15 protein-coding genes are annotated in these 18,604 nt (G+C 52.0%); all 15 read right to left on the bottom strand.

The features are described from left to right. Nucleotides 1-6: 6 nt before the first annotated feature. The 15 genes from U5822_RS12305 to pseG all read right to left on the bottom strand — a co-directional run bounded on the left by U5822_RS12305 (nucleotide 7) and on the right by pseG (nucleotide 18,578). Nucleotides 7-945 carry an NAD-dependent epimerase/dehydratase family protein gene (locus U5822_RS12305; protein ID WP_322855916.1) on the bottom strand — a complete coding sequence of 313 codons (939 nt, stop codon included), beginning with the start codon at nucleotides 943-945 and terminating at the stop codon, nucleotides 7-9. Further along, a complete protein-coding gene (locus U5822_RS12300; protein ID WP_322855915.1) occupies nucleotides 938-2,155 on the bottom strand; it encodes a glycosyltransferase family 4 protein in 1,218 nt (405 codons plus the stop codon). The genes U5822_RS12305 and U5822_RS12300 overlap by 8 nt, the downstream gene beginning before the upstream one ends. Further along, a complete protein-coding gene (locus tag U5822_RS12295) occupies nucleotides 2,152-3,342 on the bottom strand; it encodes a glycosyltransferase family 4 protein (RefSeq protein ID WP_322855914.1) in 1,191 nt (396 codons plus the stop codon). Before U5822_RS12295 ends, U5822_RS12300 begins: the two co-directional genes overlap by 4 nt. 23 nt (nucleotides 3,343-3,365) lie before the next feature. Next, on the bottom strand, nucleotides 3,366-5,093 hold the full coding sequence (locus U5822_RS12290; RefSeq protein ID WP_322855913.1) for a hypothetical protein: 1,728 nt from the start codon (nucleotides 5,091-5,093) through the stop codon (nucleotides 3,366-3,368). A gap of 13 nt (nucleotides 5,094-5,106) precedes the next feature. Next, nucleotides 5,107-6,204 carry a glycosyltransferase gene (locus tag U5822_RS12285; protein WP_322855912.1) on the bottom strand — a complete coding sequence of 366 codons (1,098 nt, stop codon included), beginning with the start codon at nucleotides 6,202-6,204 and terminating at the stop codon, nucleotides 5,107-5,109. A 44-nt stretch (nucleotides 6,205-6,248) separates the two neighbouring features. Further along, nucleotides 6,249-7,529 (bottom strand): hypothetical protein, encoded by a 1,281-nt coding sequence (locus U5822_RS12280; RefSeq protein ID WP_322855911.1) that lies wholly within the window; start codon nucleotides 7,527-7,529, stop codon nucleotides 6,249-6,251. Continuing rightward, the gene (locus tag U5822_RS12275) at nucleotides 7,526-9,112 is read right to left on the bottom strand and encodes a GT-D fold domain-containing protein (RefSeq protein WP_322855910.1); all 1,587 of its coding nucleotides are present in this window, start codon (nucleotides 9,110-9,112) and stop codon (nucleotides 7,526-7,528) included. The genes U5822_RS12280 and U5822_RS12275 overlap by 4 nt, the downstream gene beginning before the upstream one ends. Before the next feature lie 485 nt (nucleotides 9,113-9,597). Further along, nucleotides 9,598-10,746 carry a polysaccharide pyruvyl transferase family protein gene (locus U5822_RS12270; protein WP_322855909.1) on the bottom strand — a complete coding sequence of 383 codons (1,149 nt, stop codon included), beginning with the start codon at nucleotides 10,744-10,746 and terminating at the stop codon, nucleotides 9,598-9,600. Nucleotides 10,747-10,846: 100 nt separating this feature from the next. Further along, nucleotides 10,847-12,127: a UDP-N-acetyl-D-mannosamine dehydrogenase gene (gene wecC / locus U5822_RS12265; RefSeq protein WP_322855908.1), complete on the bottom strand. Its 1,281-nt coding sequence runs from the start codon at nucleotides 12,125-12,127 to the stop codon at nucleotides 10,847-10,849. Then, on the bottom strand, nucleotides 12,124-13,257 hold the full coding sequence (gene wecB, locus U5822_RS12260; protein ID WP_322855907.1) for a non-hydrolyzing UDP-N-acetylglucosamine 2-epimerase: 1,134 nt from the start codon (nucleotides 13,255-13,257) through the stop codon (nucleotides 12,124-12,126). The genes wecC and wecB overlap by 4 nt, the downstream gene beginning before the upstream one ends. 108 nt (nucleotides 13,258-13,365) lie before the next feature. Beyond that, nucleotides 13,366-15,306, bottom strand: coding sequence for a polysaccharide biosynthesis protein (locus U5822_RS12255; RefSeq protein ID WP_322856927.1), 1,941 nt, complete (start codon nucleotides 15,304-15,306; stop codon nucleotides 13,366-13,368). 56 nt (nucleotides 15,307-15,362) lie between these two features. Continuing rightward, nucleotides 15,363-15,926 carry a sugar transferase gene (locus tag U5822_RS12250; protein ID WP_322855906.1) on the bottom strand — a complete coding sequence of 188 codons (564 nt, stop codon included), beginning with the start codon at nucleotides 15,924-15,926 and terminating at the stop codon, nucleotides 15,363-15,365. A 23-nt stretch (nucleotides 15,927-15,949) separates the two neighbouring features. Next, nucleotides 15,950-17,002 (bottom strand): pseudaminic acid synthase, encoded by a 1,053-nt coding sequence (gene pseI / locus U5822_RS12245; protein ID WP_322855905.1) that lies wholly within the window; start codon nucleotides 17,000-17,002, stop codon nucleotides 15,950-15,952. 11 nt (nucleotides 17,003-17,013) lie between these two features. After that, nucleotides 17,014-17,496, bottom strand: coding sequence for a UDP-4-amino-4,6-dideoxy-N-acetyl-beta-L-altrosamine N-acetyltransferase (pseH, locus tag U5822_RS12240; RefSeq protein WP_322855904.1), 483 nt, complete (start codon nucleotides 17,494-17,496; stop codon nucleotides 17,014-17,016). A 20-nt stretch (nucleotides 17,497-17,516) separates the two neighbouring features. Next, complete coding sequence (gene pseG / locus U5822_RS12235) at nucleotides 17,517-18,578, bottom strand: UDP-2,4-diacetamido-2,4,6-trideoxy-beta-L-altropyranose hydrolase (protein ID WP_425259411.1); 1,062 nt, start codon at nucleotides 18,576-18,578, stop codon at nucleotides 17,517-17,519. Nucleotides 18,579-18,604 lie beyond the last annotated feature (26 nt).

Below are 18,604 nucleotides of genomic sequence, written 5' to 3'. Positions count from 1 at the left end.
CTCTTTTTAGGGTTCTTTATATGCCAATACCGTCTGTAAACTATGGCGGGGATGCCAATCGAGTGCACGCTGTATCGGCGCGCACTCAACAGACAAATCTCCGCACAGGCGGTCAATGACGGTTTTCTTTCCCAAACACGCGCCAATAACCCTTAAGACCGTGACAGGGCATGGAAATAACCTTACCGATTTCCCTGTCGACATAGCCATCGCAGTAACAAGGTCCCGAGTGGATACATCGTTTCCGTCGCTCACCAGATAAGTACCAGACAACGATTCGCTTTTCCGCAAACACAGTCCGAGCACGTCCACCAGGTTATTGATTGCAAGCAAGCTGCGCTTGTTATCCACCGAACCAAAAGGCAAAGGTAAACCTTTTTCTACCAGCTTCATCAGTAACTCGAAGTTGCCACCAACACCTGATCCGTAAATAAGCGGGGGACGGATAATGACCACATCCATATCCGTTCGAATCCCTGATTCTGTCAAGGCCTGCTCCGCCAGCCACTTCGAACGCGCATAGTCATCTTGGGGGTTTGCTGAGTCGTCGGCGCGAAATGGCCGACCGGGCCTTGTGAACTCTCCGAGCACTTTGGCCGTGCTCAAAAAAATAAAGCGGGAAACGCCTGCATCTGCGGCGGCCTCAGCAAGCGTTGCGGTCGCGGCAGTGTTGACGCGGTAGTATTCATCGGGGTCAGCCACCCCCTGCATCTGGTGTACGAGAGCGGCACAATGAATGACCACCTGAACATCGTCCAGCAGCCCGGTCCATTCCGCGCGGCTGACGGATGCGAGATCATGGATGGGAGCATACTCAACATCAGCCAACGGCCGTTTCTTACCACGCACAACCCCACGCACACGGTAGCCATGGGCTACGAAATACTTACATAGGGCTTTGCCGACAAAGCCGTTCGCACCAGTTATTAGAATTCGCTCAGTCATTTTCTGGCTCCGGCAGACAACCCAGAATATCCTCTGCCATTCTGGCCATGATTCCCCGGCGGCTGAATCGTGCCACAAAGGCAGAGCGGTCGGTCAACTCAAGGGATAGCCGCTCGAACGCAGCGGCCCCCTCCGATACATCACACGGTGCAAATACCCTAACGCCCGGCAACTCCCGATCGATGAACGTTCTTGCGTAACCGCCCACGCCGGCCAAAATCGGTTTGCCTGTGGCAGCGTACTCGAACAACTTGGACGGCAATACCCTTTCAAAGGCAGGGTAATCGTTCAGGTGGAGGAACAAGACATCTGCGGACTCATAGACCGCCAACAGCTCGTTGCGCGGCATGGGGTCCCGCACGGTAATGTCGACAGCAAGCCTCTTGCATTCCGCCAGCAACCTGGCCCGGGCACCACCATCCCCAACGACCGTGAATCGCACGCGCTCTCCAAGGGTGGCGGCGAGAGCCGGCAGGATTTTCTCAAGGCCCTGGCCGTCACCGATATTGCCGGCATACACCAGATGCGGCGGCTTGCCATTGAGCTCACACGGCAGCGCCGGTGGTAATCGGCCCGCAAGCTCAACAAACTGCTCATCTATGCCATTGGTAAACAACGCATAATGCCGGCGCGTGTATCGCTTCCGGAAGTAAGGTAAAAAGCCTTCCGAAACCAGATTCACCCGGCGCGCCCGCCGTAGCGGCCAGCGCTCCATAAGGGAGAAAAAACGCCGGACGGGCCAAAGCAAAGGCCCGGGAAAAACATCATCCAGAGTCTCCACAAAAATATCGCGGATATCCAGATACAATGGGCAGCGGGCTCTGCCACTGACCCACGAGCCCAGACAGGCGGTCATCAACCGGGAGGAAGTCGCAATGACCAGGTCGTACTGATGGTCAGCCACCTGTTTTCTGACACCGTTGGCAAAGGCCAGGAATGAGAGCATTTGCCCGGCCAGTCCATGACGTTTACGTGGCAAAGGGACACGTGTAACGCGATAAGATGGCGCACCCTCCGGTGTAGCAGATGAACGATGACGCTGATACCGGTTTGGCTCTGTGGTGATGATGTCAAGCTTCAAACTTGGATCGGCAATCAGGAGAGCATCGGCCAACGCCCTGGCCCTGAATGAGCCAGCGGATAAATCCGGTGGATAATAGTACGTCACCAGCAGCAGGCGACGAGGCGCTTTGTTGGAAACTCCCTTCATTCCGATGCTTGCCCCAGGATGCGTTCATACATCGCGACCAGGGACTGTTCCTGCCCTTCCCAATTCAGGGTACTGGCAGCGCGCTCAGCTCGCCCGGAGTAATAGGTGCGTAGCTCTGGGTCATCCACCAGACGATTCAGCGCATCGACCAAGGCATCCGAATCCCCGGGTTTCACAAGCAGGCCGAGATCATGCTCGCGCACAACCCTGGCAATCTCCGGAAGATCTGAAGCGATGACGGGCAGCCGCGCAACCACGTACTCGAACAACTTGTTTGAATCCGTGGTGAAGTGGTTCAGGCAGGTGTTCTCAATAGGTTGAACACCAATATCGGCAGAGGCTGTGAAAAACGGAAGCTCCGCCAAGGGAACGGTTGGAATAAAAAACACCCGATCGGTCAACGACAGTTGCTCTGCCAACTGTTTCAATTCTTCATGCAAACTGCCGCCACCCACGAATACGAAGTAGGCCTGGGGTACACGGGAGGCACACGCGACCAGCCGCTCAAGCCCCCTACCCGGTTGCTGCCCCCCCTGATAAATCACAATGGGGCGATCTGCAGACAACCCCAGCGTTCTCCGAATGCGGTCATCACCGGCTACGGAAACCAACCGCGGACGGTTCTGCAACACCAGGGGGCGGGAGATGCCATAGGCACGGGCGAAAAATTTAGCGCGGGCATCCGTTGTGGTGATGGTGCCGGCCGCGCGGGGCATGATCTTTTTCTCTATCCAGGCGACCAGTCGCCCGATCTTGCGGTAACCTTCGCGGCCGGAGCTGATCTCGTGGGCATCGTAGACGAGTTTGGCGCCACAGAACCGTGCAGCGAGCCAAGCTGTTGGGAGGACGTTTACATCGTGGGCGTGTACGACATCCGGGCGCTCTTTCGCAATTGACACCATTACCGATAGGTGGGTCAACACGCGACTGACCATCAACATGCCCAGCTCAAACGCGCTTCGCTTTGCTGTATGAACTCGGGGCTTGGCCAGCATGGTACCCTGTTTTCGGCCGTGGCGTTTAACCGCTACCCCTGGGGCCTCTTCTTCGTAACGGGGGGTAGCGCCATAAGTAAACAGCGCATGCACCGTCACCGAATGACCAGCTGACGCCAAGGACAGCGCCTCGTTTTTAACGCGGGCATCGTTACGAAAATCGTTCCAGACAAACATGGCAATTTGAGCCACAACCCCTCCACCTACCTATTGTGTCAAATGCCAGATACTTGCTCGTATTCGGCTAACAAGGATGAAACCAGTGCATAGGCCCCCAAGTAACGACCCCGACTAAGCCTGAACTCAAACTGTGAAAAAATAGCAGCCAGTCGAACACTGTGTGGATTCAAATCGGCAATCCCTGCCCTCTGTTGACCTAAATCACTCAGATACTCAGAAAACCTGTTTTCATTATCTTCGCCAATCGGCCAATTTGTTCCGATTGGTTCGATATTCCAGACGGCCCAGTGCAACAGAAAGCAATTCTGTTCGTGATTTTTCCACAACATTCCGGCCCTGATATCCGGGGCACCGAAAGCCAACGGCAAGGTCTTCAGACAGTGTTTGAGGTCAGCCAACACGGATAGAAGCCGTTCTATGAGTTTGATGTCCGCCCTTGCGTCCAGCAAAAGTCCCATGCGACGCACGGAAAGAGGGTCCACACGCTGCCACACCTGCGGATGAGATCGCATATAAGTGGACGTCAATTCATCTGGCGGCGCTTGAGAACATAACTGGCGTCGAAATTTAGGCAGCCTTTCAACAATCTCAGATTTGGCGCACGGTATGAGTCCGGTAATGTCAAAAACATGGCAAGGTAAACCGTGAACCTCGGTTAACAACACGCAGGATACCGCGGGCAGCCTGGGCTGACTTGTCAGCAGGGTGGCCTCATGTCTGGCCCATGCGAATCGATTTGCATTGAAAACCTTGACCAGAAGCTGCTTTTCTCCAGCGGCCGCCGTTACTTCGATTTTGTAGCAAAGGACATCCGGCAAGCCGAGGTCAAACCATTCTGCATGAAAATTGGGTTCGCTGAAGCCTGTCGCGTCTTCTAATAGTCCGCCGACCCATTCATCACGAACCTCCGGCGCTATCAACCCCCATATACCTTTATCGACACCTTTTGGCCTTTTTAGAAAAATTCGCCCATGAAAAAACAAAGCCGCCAGCTGAGCTCTCTGGCCATACAAGCCTTGGATATCCTTCACGAGGCCAGCCATCCTGCCAAATGCCTGCCGCCCCAACAGCAACGAAATCACCGAAATGATAATACCTGGCGCCGAACCGTATAAATGATCAAGCACGATGAAAGCGAACATAACCAGGAAGCCGACGCCGCCCAGGGTTTTCGCCATAGAGCCAAGCTTCACAGGCAAACGTTGTGCAAAGGTCTCCGACAACGAACTAAAGGAAGCCACTGCCAAAACGCAAACAACCACGTACGCCAATATAACCGCAGCGACTTCCCCGTAGAAAACCGCCATCACAGCAAGGCAAAGGCTCACAAAGGTTACGGTAGCCAAGCTCTGGCTATAGCGCTGATAACCTTTCGTCGCGATATCCTGTTGATTATCGAAGATGACCAGTTTCCGGCTTCTGGCCAGCAAACGATCACTGGCAAGAGTCGCGGTTTTCTCAACCAGCTTCGCGCCGAGTAGGTGCAACGCGTAAAAAATTACCGATGCCGCACTTAGAAACAACACCAAACCTTCACGGCCAAACTTCTGAAATACCGAAGGAAAATAACCAGGAACGCCGTCACTACCCAGCAACAAAACAACTTTGAGCGGCAGTAACAAGCCAATCAAAAGGAAAAACTGGCTGGAAACGCTGAGAACTACCGCGAACAGCGTGAGCCAAGGAACAACCTGAATGAACTTATTGCCCAGCGAGATCGACCAGCGTATGGCTTTGCCAATGTCAGTAAAGACGACTTTCATAATTGCGCGCCAATCATTGCTCTGAATTTATCGCGCGCGAAAGCAAACTCGCGGCTGAGGCAGCGCCATTTCTTTGCCTCGAATGCTCAGTCGAAGGACCCGCCGCGAGGAGTTTATCAACAACCCGTACAAACTCGCACTCGTTGAACTCCACCATTACCTCGTAACGGCCAAACGAGCGGGCATTCTGCACGCGCTTAAGCTGATCATCTGCTCCCGTCTCCGTGTTGGGAAAGAACACGGCGGGCAAGCCAAGAATGACGGCCTCGCAAACGGAGTTGTAACCTCCGGCAAGAACCGCAAAATCAAACGCAGCAAAATATTTACTGTTCGGATAATCAATGATCACCGAGTCCGCTTTTAAATCGGGTTTTGGTGAGATTGCTATTGGCGATTGTCCCAAGACGACCTGCACCCCCCGATCCCGCAATAACGAGATAATGCGATCCTGAAGGTCGGAAATTCCGTTTATGTTGCCCGCACCAAGCTGCACATAGGCGCAGGGACGGTCAGTTGCTAAACGCAGCATACGCCGCGCCTCATTTGGTTCCATGAGATCTGACCGATCCAGGAGAGAAATTGGCTCGACAAAGTGAAGCCGACTATTAGCAGATTCAACAGAGGATTCAGGTACCAACTCCCCCGGAGATATAACAGCTTTGAACCCGCTGACAAGAGCGCTCATCCTTTTATCGTCAACCCCGTTTTTGTAGAGGCCTCGTTTGATCCAAAAATAATCGATGCCACGAAAGGAGTGCATTGCTCTCTGAAGCCCGAGATAAGGAATCGTGCCGTCGAAAACCAAAGTTCCGGGCTTATGGACCTCAAGTACATTTTTCAACGACTGGAAAAACAACTTATTCCATGCGATGGCGCCCGTTTTTAGAAGGGCCGCCGGCGTGACGTGATGGCATGCAAATCCTTCCCGGTGGACAAGCGTAACACCGATGCTCGTTGTCAAAAAAACGATCTCGGACTCAGGTTCAAGCGCCTTCAAACGTTTGGCAATAGCCAAAGAACGAGTCAAATGACCCAGGCCAGCTCCGTTGATCGGTAGAAAGAGATAGGTCTTTTTTTCTGCCCGATAGAAAAGCCCTTTCAGGGCCGGCAATCGGATCCAAATAAATTTAAGCAGAGAAGAAAACAAATGAAACCTCAAAATACAGCTGTTGGCGTTAGGTAACTCTTTATCTTGGACTCAAGGCGCGGCATAGCCTCCCTCCACGTCTCATCGACTGACGGGCTGTATTGAGAGAACCTGGCAAGCCAATGACCGTTGTAGAAGTCAGTCTTCCAGAACTCAAGGCTCAGATCTTTTGCAGAGATTTCGCAGACGATACCGTTCTCCACGAATCCATAGTAATCCCGGCCAACTTCATCAAGTTCAAAATTCTGGAATACAGGAACACCCTTCTCTAGCAACTCAACGACAACAGATGAGTTAGGCACAACGGCGACATGCTGGTACGTGGGAATGCTGTCAACGATCTTAATACCAGGTATCGCTTTTAACATTCCCACGTCATCCCTTGGATGCGGCTTGACTGCAACCATTTCAACACTCGGATTTGACTCAAGTAAAGCAATAGTGTCACGCAGGGCGTCACAATTATAGACGGAGCTCAGATAAATAACTGCAGACGTTTTAGTTTGACTCGAGCCTTCAAATACTTGCTCGAATCGATCATCTTTATCACGACGTGGTACGATGAATACGTCACCTCTTGCCTTACCAATATCTCTATATTTAATCAGGGATTGTTTGTTTCTTAATATAGAGACATCAAAATCAAGAGCGGGAAAAGACTCTGATATTTCCGCGTGTTGCACATACACCACGGGAACTTCGAAGTACTGCATGATCATCGAGGTGACAACAGGGAAGTCAGTGTGGTCGTTCGCCACCACAGCCAAACGCGCCCTGAGCCCTTGGCGTCGAGCCGAGCAGTACAACTGCAGAAAAACCTTGGAGTAATAAATCAGATACTTTAGGGAAATTGGTCCTAGCTTAACCCGTAACAGATAAAGGCAGCAGAAAAAAAACACCAAAACAGACAGCACTCTTTCCTGAGGCGTTTTCTTCACTTCCTTTGAGGGAACGAAAGACAGATTGCTCGGCCTTTGGTAAACATCAAGGGAAGGCGTATCCTCCAAGAGCTCTGAAAAAAACGAAAACTCTCGTTCGTTGTTCGCAGAGCCTCCACAATAAATCGCTGAGACCGAGGGCAAGTCATAAATTTTCAACTTGGGACGCAACAAATGTTTCCCTAACTCTTTGATCGACCGTGGGTACGCACGAAGTCCATTCTTAGCAAAGGCATACCTTTCCATGAAAACCGCCGTTTTATAGATATCCGGCACATTTCCATATCTAATAATTTTGAAATTCCTCTCTAACCCCTTAAAAAAAAGGGCGGTCAAACGTATCAAATTCATACTGCATAACCCTCAGCGCTAACAGAGTTGACCAGGGACTGACCAACATCCAAAGCTACCGCACCTCTTTTTGCCGCTTCCGCTATAAAAATTTTTCCAATAAATCCGGCAGATATCAAAAAAACCACCCCTGGTTCAGATAGGGCAGATATTTCATCTAAATACCGCTTGTAAACATGAGGTAAAATGCCCTCAATCGAGCTACCGACATCCTTGTCTCGCAATAGCCTGTGGGTGGGGATTTCAATCGTCGTCAGATTCTTGTTTGAGGGTGCCAATTCAGAAACCAGCTTCGAGTTGACACCCGAAATTACACACACTTTCTTTGCGTTATTAAATAAATCGTTTACAAATTCCCGGTTAAACAAATAAAGGTTACTTTGGTCTTCAACAACCATTCGATTCTCTAGGTAGGGCCCGACACCTTGCATTACACACAATATGCGCGAAATCAGGGAGTTCGGCGGATAGCTATCCGTTTTTGCAAGATTAAAATCTTTAATCAACCGCAGAACCGTAGGTACACCCAATATATCGGCACTCTCAAGCGAGCTTTTAAATTGGGCCTGAAGCTCCAAGCGCTGATGATCCTCTAGTTGCTCCCCCCACCAATGAATTTCCTGACGAGTAATACCTTTTTCATCTACCAACGCATCGTCTGCCATACCATAACATTCGCCATCACCCACTCGGATGTAGGACAAGGCGTTTCCTGCAGCGACAGAATCTAGAATGAAATCCCGCAACGAGTCTAAACGCTCTCTATCGAATTTTGCGGCCAAGTAATTCTTATCAACTGGAATTCGGTCGTACAAGGGCCTTACGCCCTGGGTGTATTGGCGCGAGATATCGAAACCAAGGTTCGCGAACTGCTCCTCAAGAACGCGAAAGCTATCGCTATCGCGGCCAAACAAATGCGCTCGCATTAAAGACACCTTTAACTTACCGGCCTGAGTCATTCCGGAATTAAGTTCCTTCGACCAGCTGATAAACGAATCGTGGAACCCATTATTCGCCAATCGTGATAAGAACTTAACTTTTTGAAACTCTGTTAATTGCAATGTGTCCGTACCGAGTTGACCGAGAGTCTCCTCAATGCGTTCTACAGGTGCTCTCGCAATAACGACAGTAGCGAACATGGAGGCGAGCCCTTTAGGCTCCTCGGCCAGTCGAACCAACTTGAGATAGGGGAGCAACAATCCATCAAATGACTCTTTAGTGAGGATCGACTCGTTCCGGAGCACATGTTTCAACTCAAGCTTCAGGCGAAGCTCATCAGAGTGAACGGAGGATCTATTTTCTATGAGCAGCCCGAAAACACGTGGTTCTGTCTCCTCCAGTTTTACCAAACTTCGCCAAATTACCGATTTGGCGAAGCATCCATCACCGGAGTAAAAATTCAAGGACAATACCGGGTCGCGAGAAAACGTGATCGCATGGGTAAGTATCCGAACATCATCCTGTGCAGCTTTGCTTCGTGCAACTACATTTCTGACCAAACCGGGCAGAAAACGTATGACAGCATTCACAATAGCCTTTTTCAAAGCTATTTTCGCTTGCCTTAGTGGGCTCCCACGATTCACGTTGACCTCCACCCTAATCAACTCACTCTTTCTTTAAACCAAAAATAGAAATTATCGTAAATCTGCCGAGGGCAGGCGTTGCTGACCTACAGGCCTCTGCTTTTTCAAAAAATTTCTTGAAAACTATTAGCGAAGCAATCATTGCGCATGCGCTTTGTGCACTTTTTAGGTTCAGTCTAAACACAAAAATAGATCAATAACATTATCGATTTAATCAGCCGTTACATTGACTGAGGACATCAAGTTACTTAATTTTACTTGAATCCCACATCTTCCGAGATTACTTTATCGGAGTCCTTTCCTATAATTGAAGAATTTGGCGATGCCATTCCCTTCACGGGGTTAACAAAAAGCCAAAACTTTTTTCATTTTTTGAGTCAAGACCTGATTCCAAAAAAATCACTAAACGCGAACCTTTTTAGAAAACGCCAAGTTGCTTTCAGCAATCCTAATTTTTAGTTCAGCGCGAACTTTAGACAAGGACCTCAAAGAAAAACCCTCCGAAAAAACTTCTCCTTTACCAAACCTAAACGGGACTGCGACCAGCCTAGCTTAGCTGAAAATCGATCAAAATATGGTCTAACCAAATCCCAATAACAATCGTCAATGTATTTAAAGACATCCCGGTAGTCTTTGAAACCATCATATGATTGGGATCGCAGAAAATCGAAAACCTGCCTTGCAACAGCCCTGCTCCAAGTAGTTCCGTCATCATCCACAGCAGAAAACGCCCCCAAAGACAAAGGACCAGTTTTCGATATACCAAATGATCTTGCATCTTCAACAATCAATACACTCGGCTTTCTTCGCCTCAGGAACGAGATATGCCCGTGAAGGCGATAACCGACATGAAGATCTACGTCGTCATAAAAGTCGAGCTTTTCAATTTCACCTGACAGGTCTTTTTCGATATAACCAATACTCTTTGCGTATTCAGCGACTTCGATCGAATTTTTACTAGGGGTGCTATGGTGTACTACATATAGCTGTGCGTCAGGAAAGGCTTTCTTGGTCAAGCTCAAAATCGACATCGATTGTTTGAAAAACTTCGGCTTGTGTTGGATCGAAAAAGCAACTGATTCAATTTTTTTAGAGCGAGTAAATTTCTTACCAATAACATCCGGATCGTATAATGCTAGATCACCTATATAACTAGAAGAAATACCCCAGTTATCAAGCATTTTTACGATTAGCTCGTCACGGCATGGAATAGCACCATCGTTTTTAGAGAGACTTTTCAACAATGATAATGTTTCGTTGCTGTAACAATATTCCTCATAGGTTTTGTATGATGGTATCCAATGTTGGAAAGAACATCCTACTGGAAATATTTTTTCAAGAACTCCTTCAAGATTTTCATAGAGCTTAAATTTATTAGGATAAGTTTCATCGCTTACGGTAAAGCCTGGCGCTAAAATCGTCCTGACACTCGACTTGTCAAACTGCTCCAAAGGTTCCTCTCGGAAGACAATCACGGGCCTGTAGTTTGGAACCCGATGCCGAACGAGTTTCAGAGCAGACTCGGTTATAAGGTGGTCACCAACGTTTCTCGTCCCATTCTTAGGGAAAGTTGTGAGCAACAAGTCAAAAGAATCTGAATTATCAGGAGTCACTGGATTCATAATATCAGCCACTACATTTCGGATTTCTAGTTAAGCTCTTTTGGTACTGTATAAAAGGCGATAGATTGAATACCTTGAGCCATTCCATATAAGGCGAACCATTTTCATGCAATTAATCGTTCGCGGAGACCGAGGTAATAACGCCTCTTGTGTCCAAAAGTCGCTGACAATTTCCAACATCGAGGGGCAGGTTAAGCCAATCCTTGTGATCGACCAACAACACCACGATGTCTGCTTGCATTGCTTCATGCAATGAAACTAAGGGAATGTTTGCCTCTAAAAGGGGCTTTGGCTGCTGATCGATATGCGGTTCAACCGCCACCACCTGGCCCGGAAACTCCTCGGCAGTGCTCAATGTGATAGCCAACGCTGGACTCTCCCGCAGATCATCAATATTGGCTTTGAATGCCAAGCCCAAAAACGCTATGCGGATTTTCTTGCGAGCCTTACACTCCTTAGCAACCAACTCCTCAACCAAACTTTTTACCTTTTCAACAACCCAACGAGGTTTACCATCATTGACCTCTCGGGCAGTTCGAATCAGCCGTGCCTCATCCGGCGTCTGACTGACAATAAACCAAGGGTCAACGGCAATGCAGTGGCCTCCGACCCCTGGGCCGGGTTGCAGAATGTTTACACGGGGGTGGCGATTAGCCAGGCGTATAAGTTCCCAAACATCAATGCCCTGTTTATCGCAGATGATGGAGAGCTCATTTGCGAAGGCAATGTTCAGATCCCGGAAACTGTTCTCGGTCAGCTTACACATTTCCGCTGTGCGCGCGGTCGTGACCACACACTCACCCTCAACAAAGGTCTGGTACAGATCCACAGCCGCTCGGGAGCAGCGAGGCGTCATGCCACCGATTACCCGATCATTGTGGACAAGCTCACGCAGAACGTGTCCGGGCAACACGCGCTCGGGACAGTGTGCAATCCGGACATCTGATTCTTCACCCGCAGACTGAGGGAAAGTGAGATCGGGGCGTTCCTCGGCGAGCCACGCAGCCATCTGCTCTGTTGCTCCCACTGGGGACGTCGACTCCAAAACCACCAGGTTGCCCGGCTTCAACCTTGGGGCAATGGCTCGACTGGCAGCTTCAATGAAGGCTAGGTCAGGTTCGTTCCCATCCTTGAAGGGTGTCGGCACTGCAATGAGGAACGCATCGGCCGCCTCGGGTTCACACGTTGCGCGCAGGTATCCCTCGGTGACCGCAGCATGCACAAGCATGTCCAAATCCGGCTCAACGATGTGCACCTCGCCGCGATTAATCAGGTTCACCGTGTCAGGGTTAATATCCACCCCAACAACCCACTTCTTTCGAGATGCGAAAACTGCTGCGGTGGGCAGCCCGATGTATCCAAGCCCAACGACCGCAATCGTGTCAAAACTCATTTATTGACCCTTAGAAATTGTTTCAAACCATCCGCAATGCGTTCACAGGCCTTCCCATCGCCGTACGGGTTATGAGCAAAACTCATTTCTCGGTAGGCGGCATCGTCTGTCAGCAGGCGAGTCATCTCTCGAACGATAGGTTCTACCTCGGTGCCAACCAGCCGAACAGTGCCTGCCTGAACGGCTTCGGGCCGTTCAGTGGTGTCTCGCATTACGAGTACCGGCTTACCCAGGGAAGGCGCTTCTTCCTGAATACCCCCGGAATCCGTCAGCACGACTGCAGACCGGTTCATCAAGTAAACGAAGGGCAAATAATCCTTCGGCTCAATTAAATGAACATTCTGCAAACTTCCAAGCAATCGGTGAACCGGCTCCTTAACGTTTGGGTTGAGATGAACGGGATAAACAAAATCGACATTCTGATGGGCGCTCGCAAGCTTGGCGACCGCCTCGCAAATCCGTTCAAACCCTCCGCCGAAACTCTCTCTCCGGTGCCCGGTAATCAGGACCAAACGCTTATCTTGGCGCAAGAATGGAAATTCAGCCGCACACCTCTTCCGCAGCGCCTGGTCTTGATCCAGCCTGGCCACAACATCCAAGAGCGCATCAATCACCGTGTTACCGGTGACATGAATGGCTGACTCAGGCACGCCCTCAGTCATTAGATTCTGCTTCGAGCGATCCGTTGGCGCGAAATGAATTTGCGCCAGACTTCCGGTCAATTTCCGGTTGGCTTCTTCAGGCCAGGGAGAATACAGATTGCCGGTCCGAAGACCTGCCTCGACGTGCGCTACGGGAATTTGCAGGTAATAAGCGGCGAGAGACGTCGCCAGGGTGGTTGCAGTATCACCGTGAACCAGAACCATATCTGGCTTTTCGTAGGCAAGTACCTCTCTCATGCCCTGGAGTATCGCGCAGGTGAGGTCGGTAAGGTCCTGCCCCTGCCTCATTAAGTTGAGGTCGTGGTCTGGGCGAATCGAAAACAGCCGCAACACCTGATCCAGCATTTCCCTGTGCTGGCCCGTGACACAGACCCTTGACTCAAAACGATCGTCTTGGCCCAACACCTTCACCAAAGGGGCCATTTTAATCGCTTCTGGGCGAGTGCCAAAAACGCAAAGCGTTCTCATCAATTTCTCCAACTAGCGGCAAAATGCAGGGAATTCAGGAAAGCATTCTCATTCGGAACACGGCGCGGAGTGTAACAGAATGGAATGTAGGGATCTTCGGGGAGTTAGTTACTGTCCGTACAAAATACTGACCTTATTTCCGGCTTTTTCGGAAACTTCAGCACCTAACTGTTTGTCGGAATTGCACCAAACGAAATCCTCCAGGGTCTGATCCTGAGCGTAACCGATGGGGGCATCTCGCAGGATGTCGATGATGGCTGAACAATCAAAGGCGCGACTGGCTGAATTCAGCCTGTCCAGCAGTTGCTCCACCTCCGACCATTTGAGGGAAAGTTCCCTGGCCATCATGATTCGGGGATGGGCTGTGCCTTGCGGGTCATCACCAACAAGAAGCTCTTCATAAAGTTTCTCACCGGGACGCAACCCGGTGTAGACAACGGAAATGTCACCATCAGGCTCATCCGAGGTACGCTCAGTCAGGCCCATAAGGCGAATCATCTTTCTCGCGAGATCGGCGATTTTAACGGGCTTGCCCATATCAAGAACAAAGACCTCTCCCCCATCCCCCATGGCTCCTGCCTGCAACACCAATTGGCTGGCCTCAGGAATCGTCATGAAATACCGGATGATGTCCGGGTGCGTGACTGTTACCGGCCCACCATCCCGGATCTGGTCACGAAAGAGGGGGACCACCGAGCCAGAGGAGCCCAGGACGTTGCCAAAACGGACCATGGAAAAAATGGTCTTGCTCTGCCGCTCGGAAAGCCCCTGTAAGATGAGCTCCGCCAAACGCTTGGACGCCCCCATAACGTTGGTCGGGCGAACCGCCTTATCTGTCGAAACAAGCACAAAACGCTCGGCTCCCGCCTCAATAGCCGCTTCAGCGGCATGCCAGGTTCCGAAAACATTGTTCTGAACCCCTTCGATCACGTTGTGCTCGACCAGAGGCACATGCTTGTAAGCGGCAGCGTGGTAGACCACTTGAACGCCAAATGCGCGCATCACCGCGGCACACCGTCGACGATGGCACACACTCCCCATCAAAGGATAAATTTTAACATCAAGCCCCTCAACGTGATTGACGGACTCAAGCTCCCGCTCAATCGCGTAAAGGGAAAACTCAGACTGCTCGAACAGCACCAGCAGGCGCGGCCGGTAGCGAATGATCTGCCGGCACAACTCAGACCCAATAGAACCGCCAGCGCCGGTCACCAGAACCGATTTACCCCGCAGATTCTCTGCGAGCAGGGCTGTATCCGGCCTCACCGGATCGCGCCCCAAGAGATCCTCCACGTCCAAGTCTCGGATATCATTGATTCTTGCCTGGCCTGCGACCAACTCAGACATGGAGGGCGCGGTCTGAACGGGTACGGCCAGATCCTCAAGGCGACGAATCAGGTCTCGACGTTCAACGGCGCCGTCCTGCTCCAACGCCAGAAAGATCCTCTGTATGCCCTGCTCACGCACAGCCTTTTTGATGTGCGCCAGCCCGTAGACCTGCATCCCGGCGATCATTGATTTATGGCTGTTCTTGTCGAGAGACACATAGCCCATGGGCCGGTATTCGGTGCCCTGGGTCAAGGCAGAGGAGAGCTGGAGCGCGGTAGGGCCGGTGCCAACGATCAAAACCCGCCCTTTCGCCTTTTCCCGAGGCCTGTTGATGAGGGCTCGAAACCCGAATCGGGTACCGGCCACAAGCGTAAAGACGAAGGCACCGTAGATAACCGGTACAGAGCGCGGCACGACCACTTGAATCAGAAAACCGGATATGATCAGGGAAATCGCCGAGATGACCACACCCGCAAAAATGACGATCAGCGCTTTCTCACTGATGTATCGAATAACCGCGCGGTACAAGCCAAGACGGACAAAAGCAATAATGGTCGCCCCTGCCGTGCAAAAGAACGCCCCTAGCTGACCCGCCGAAGGTGCCCACAGAGGATCCTCAAACCGCAAAGCGAACGCCGCCCACAGGGATGCGAGGATAAAGATGCAATCCGCAAATACAGAAATGGCTCGCTTCTTTGGCCGGGGCAACTCAAAGAGCATCACCTTTAACGAATTGACCTTTTCTTTGATCACGAAATCCCTACCCTGAGTTTTCCTTAATGACTTCTAACTCTATCTCCAGAGCCACGCCCCAGAACAGTCACAATGATGTAATGAAAATATCGAAAGAGAGACAGATCCCTCATCATCTCGGCATCCTTTCCCGCCAGAAGCTCGGGAGTCGACATATCAATGCCCTCAACCTGGCCCAGCCCCGTAATACCCGGACGAACATCAAACACCCCGTGTTGCTTTCGGGCTTCAATCAACTCCTGTTGATTGAACAGACAGGGCCTTGGGCCAACGAGGCTCATCTCGCCCTTGAGCACATTCCAGAGCTGAGGCAACTCATCCAGCTTCGTTTTTCTCAGAAACCTTCCAAGCGGCGTCACCGATGACGGTGCAACCAAATGAGACGCCAAAGACGCCGTCTCCGGCCTCATGGTTCGGAACTTGACCAGGGTAAAAGGCTTTCCCGACTGCCCCACTCGCTCTTGCCGAAACAGTGGTGAGCCGGTGTCAAAATAGCCCAGAAGCAGCAACACCACTAGCAGGGGCAGTGACACAACCAACCCTATCACCGCAAAAACAACATCCAGCAGTCTGATTCCTAGCGACACGGAGCCATCCATTCCTTTGGTTATCAAGCCATTACGTCGAAGGACACAGGCGTGTTTTTGCTTACTTCTACCTTCACAGATTTACCGACGACTTGGTCATAGAATTTCGGAGCCACACCGAAGCCGGGTCTTACACTGCGGACTGCGTCCGGCGTAATGATATCACCGGCCTTCAGGTCCTTCACAAAATAGAGGGAGCGACGGAACTGGGCGTTGCCCTGCTCACTCGACTTCCTGCCATAATCCACCTGCCCCAGGGCCCTCCAGGCCGTCTTGCTGTCGCGACACAGTGCGGCCAGGTCGTCCGGCTCCAGGGAAAAGCTGTCATCTGGCCCGCCGCCATTACGATCCAGGGTGAAGTGTTTTTCGATAATCGAAGCGCCGAGGACGACGCTGGCAATGGCGGTCGTGTTATCCAGGGTATGGTCCGACAAACCGGTCACCAAGCCAAAACGAGAGAACATGTCCGGGATGGTCCGCAGATTATAGTCCTCGGCCGGCGCCGGGTAACCGCTCACGCAATGCAGAACGGCCAACTGCTTGCAGCCGCCTTCGTGGGCCGCCGCGATGGCTTCCCGAATTTCGTCGGCATCTGCCATACCGGTTGAGATGATCATCGGTTTGCCTGTGGCCGCTACGTAACGGATCAAGGGCAGATCTACGGCCTCAAAGGAAGCAATCTTATAGGCCGGAGCATTCAGGTCCTCGAGCAGATCCACCGCCGTTGTATCGAACGGAGAACTGAAAACAGGAATATCCAGCTTACGTGCATGCTCAAACAGAGGCTTGTGCCACTCCCAGGGCATGTGGGCCTCCTCATACAACTCGTACAGGGTCCGGCCGTCCCACAAGCCGCCTTTAATTCTGAAATCTTCGGCGTCCGAATCCAGAGTGATGGTGTCAGGGCGATAAGTCTGCAGCTTTACTGCGTCCGCCCCGGCCTTTTTCGCCTCTTCCATAATCCTGAGAGCCGTCTCCAGCCGCCCGTTGTGGTTTGCCGAGAGTTCCGCAATGATGTAGGGCGCGTGTAATCGTGAGATGTCACGTCCAGCAATCGTAATCTTCGGCTCGGTCATAAATTTGTCACCTATTTCCTGAAGTTCCATTCATCCGCCAGCAGGCCAAAACACACCACATCATGGTAAGTCGCCCCATCAAAATGCTGGTCTCTCAAACGGCCCTCCTCGCGAAAACCGAGAGCCTTGTGAAAAGCGATTGAACGCTCATTGAAACCCAACGCCTGGCCGCACAGTTTGTGCAGTCCCAGGGTGGCAAACGCGTATGCCAGCGCCCGACTCCCCAGCTTCCGCCCTGTTCCTTTCTCCGCCTCGGGCGCCAGGTAGAAGCCCCAGTCGGCCACCGTTTCGGATCTGGAGCGAGAAATATTCACGAATCCACGGGGTTCACCTTCCTGCTCGTAAATCAGCAGAGTCATCGCTGGATTGGCACTCGCGCGCTCAAACCAAGCCCGATGCTCATCCTCACCAATTTCGTGAGTGGTGTACATGAAACGACGAACCTCAGGGTGGTTCCGCCAGGAGCGCACCAGACCGAGGTCGTCCAACGTCATCTCCCGAATACTGTCCTCACTCATCCCAGTTTCTGAGCCCCCAGCAGCACTCGACATACCTTGTGGGCGCCAGCGCCGTCACACAACTGAGCGGACGCCTCTCTTAGGCGATGAAGAGCTTCTTCCGCCTCAAGTGCCTTGAATTCCGCGGGTAACCGCTTGATGGCCTCATCGGGCCCACCCAGCCACACAGCGGCGCCAGCCAATTCAAGTGCCTTGGCTCCGGGCACCTGATTGTCGGCGAGCGTCACCATCAACGTTGGGAGGCCAAGGCAGCAGCGTTCCCAGGCAGTGCCACCTGCAGCGCCAATCGCAAGGTCGGCATTCGCCATCAGTTCCGCCATGTTGGATACACCACACAGCACCGTCGTAGGCATACGCATGCGTTCGGCAGTTGCTCGCACTTTTTCCAGCCAGGGCGCCCTCGCCCCTATTACCACGGTAACAGAGACTGTCGGCTTGGGGCTTAATGCATCCAAGGCCCCAAGCACCCGCGACGTAACGTCGTCTTTGTCCACCCCGCCCAAGGAAACCAGGACTGACCCAAGGCTACTCGACGCCCGTCTGGCCAGACTGTACTCCCGGTGCTGAAGGAACTCGTCCCTCAGCAAAGCGTGGCCGGGCCCAATCAGGCGAACACAGTGATTCGGCACCAGGGCCTCATAGTCCGTCTCAACCCGGCCCAGATTCTGATCCAACAATACATCACAGACATGCGGCCGATCGGCTAGATCATCAACAACCATCACGCGCCCGACGTGCCCGGACATCTGTTTTTCCCAGCGCGCATCAATGCCATAGTGGTCAACGATCAGCCAATCGCACTTGCCCCCCCCTAGGGCGGCGACGGTTTCGCTGGCATCGAGCTCCCAGCCACCGGCTAACCATTCCTGGTGGGGCGGCTCGTCTTTCCCGGCATCCATCGCTGAACTGATGGCATCCGGTGATACTTCCTGGAGCACCCTGACTTCGAAGCCCCGATCCCGAATCAGGGCTTCCAAATCTCCTGGCTGCCGCCGAGTGATAAAGCTGCAGGTCACCCCCCGCTCTGAAAGAGCATCCGCCAGGGTCAGGCACCGCATGACATGCCCGGTGCCTATTTTCAGGG

This window comes from Marinobacter qingdaonensis, assembly GCF_034555935.1.
Lineage (GTDB): Bacteria > Pseudomonadota > Gammaproteobacteria > Pseudomonadales > Oleiphilaceae > Marinobacter > Marinobacter qingdaonensis.
This window is presented reverse-complemented; position numbering and strand designations above follow the sequence as displayed.

Excerpts from the sequence above, each read along its gene's own strand:
- U5822_RS12305 (WP_322855916.1), bottom strand. The coding sequence starts at position 945 with ATGACTGAGCGAATTCTAATAACTGGTGCGAACGGCTTTGTCGGCAAA.
- U5822_RS12300 (WP_322855915.1), bottom strand. The coding sequence starts at position 2,155 with ATGAAGGGAGTTTCCAACAAAGCGCCTCGTCGCCTGCTGCTGGTGACG.
- U5822_RS12290 (WP_322855913.1), bottom strand. The coding sequence starts at position 5,093 with ATGAAAGTCGTCTTTACTGACATTGGCAAAGCCATACGCTGGTCGATC.
- U5822_RS12280 (WP_322855911.1), bottom strand. The coding sequence starts at position 7,529 with ATGAATTTGATACGTTTGACCGCCCTTTTTTTTAAGGGGTTAGAGAGG.
- wecC (WP_322855908.1), bottom strand. The coding sequence starts at position 12,127 with ATGAGTTTTGACACGATTGCGGTCGTTGGGCTTGGATACATCGGGCTG.
- wecB (WP_322855907.1), bottom strand. The coding sequence starts at position 13,257 with ATGAGAACGCTTTGCGTTTTTGGCACTCGCCCAGAAGCGATTAAAATG.
- U5822_RS12255 (WP_322856927.1), bottom strand. The coding sequence starts at position 15,306 with ATGCTCTTTGAGTTGCCCCGGCCAAAGAAGCGAGCCATTTCTGTATTT.
- pseI (WP_322855905.1), bottom strand. The coding sequence starts at position 17,002 with ATGACCGAGCCGAAGATTACGATTGCTGGACGTGACATCTCACGATTA.
- pseH (WP_322855904.1), bottom strand. The coding sequence starts at position 17,496 with ATGACGTTGGACGACCTCGGTCTGGTGCGCTCCTGGCGGAACCACCCT.
- pseG (WP_425259411.1), bottom strand. The coding sequence starts at position 18,578 with ATGCGGTGCCTGACCCTGGCGGATGCTCTTTCAGAGCGGGGGGTGACC.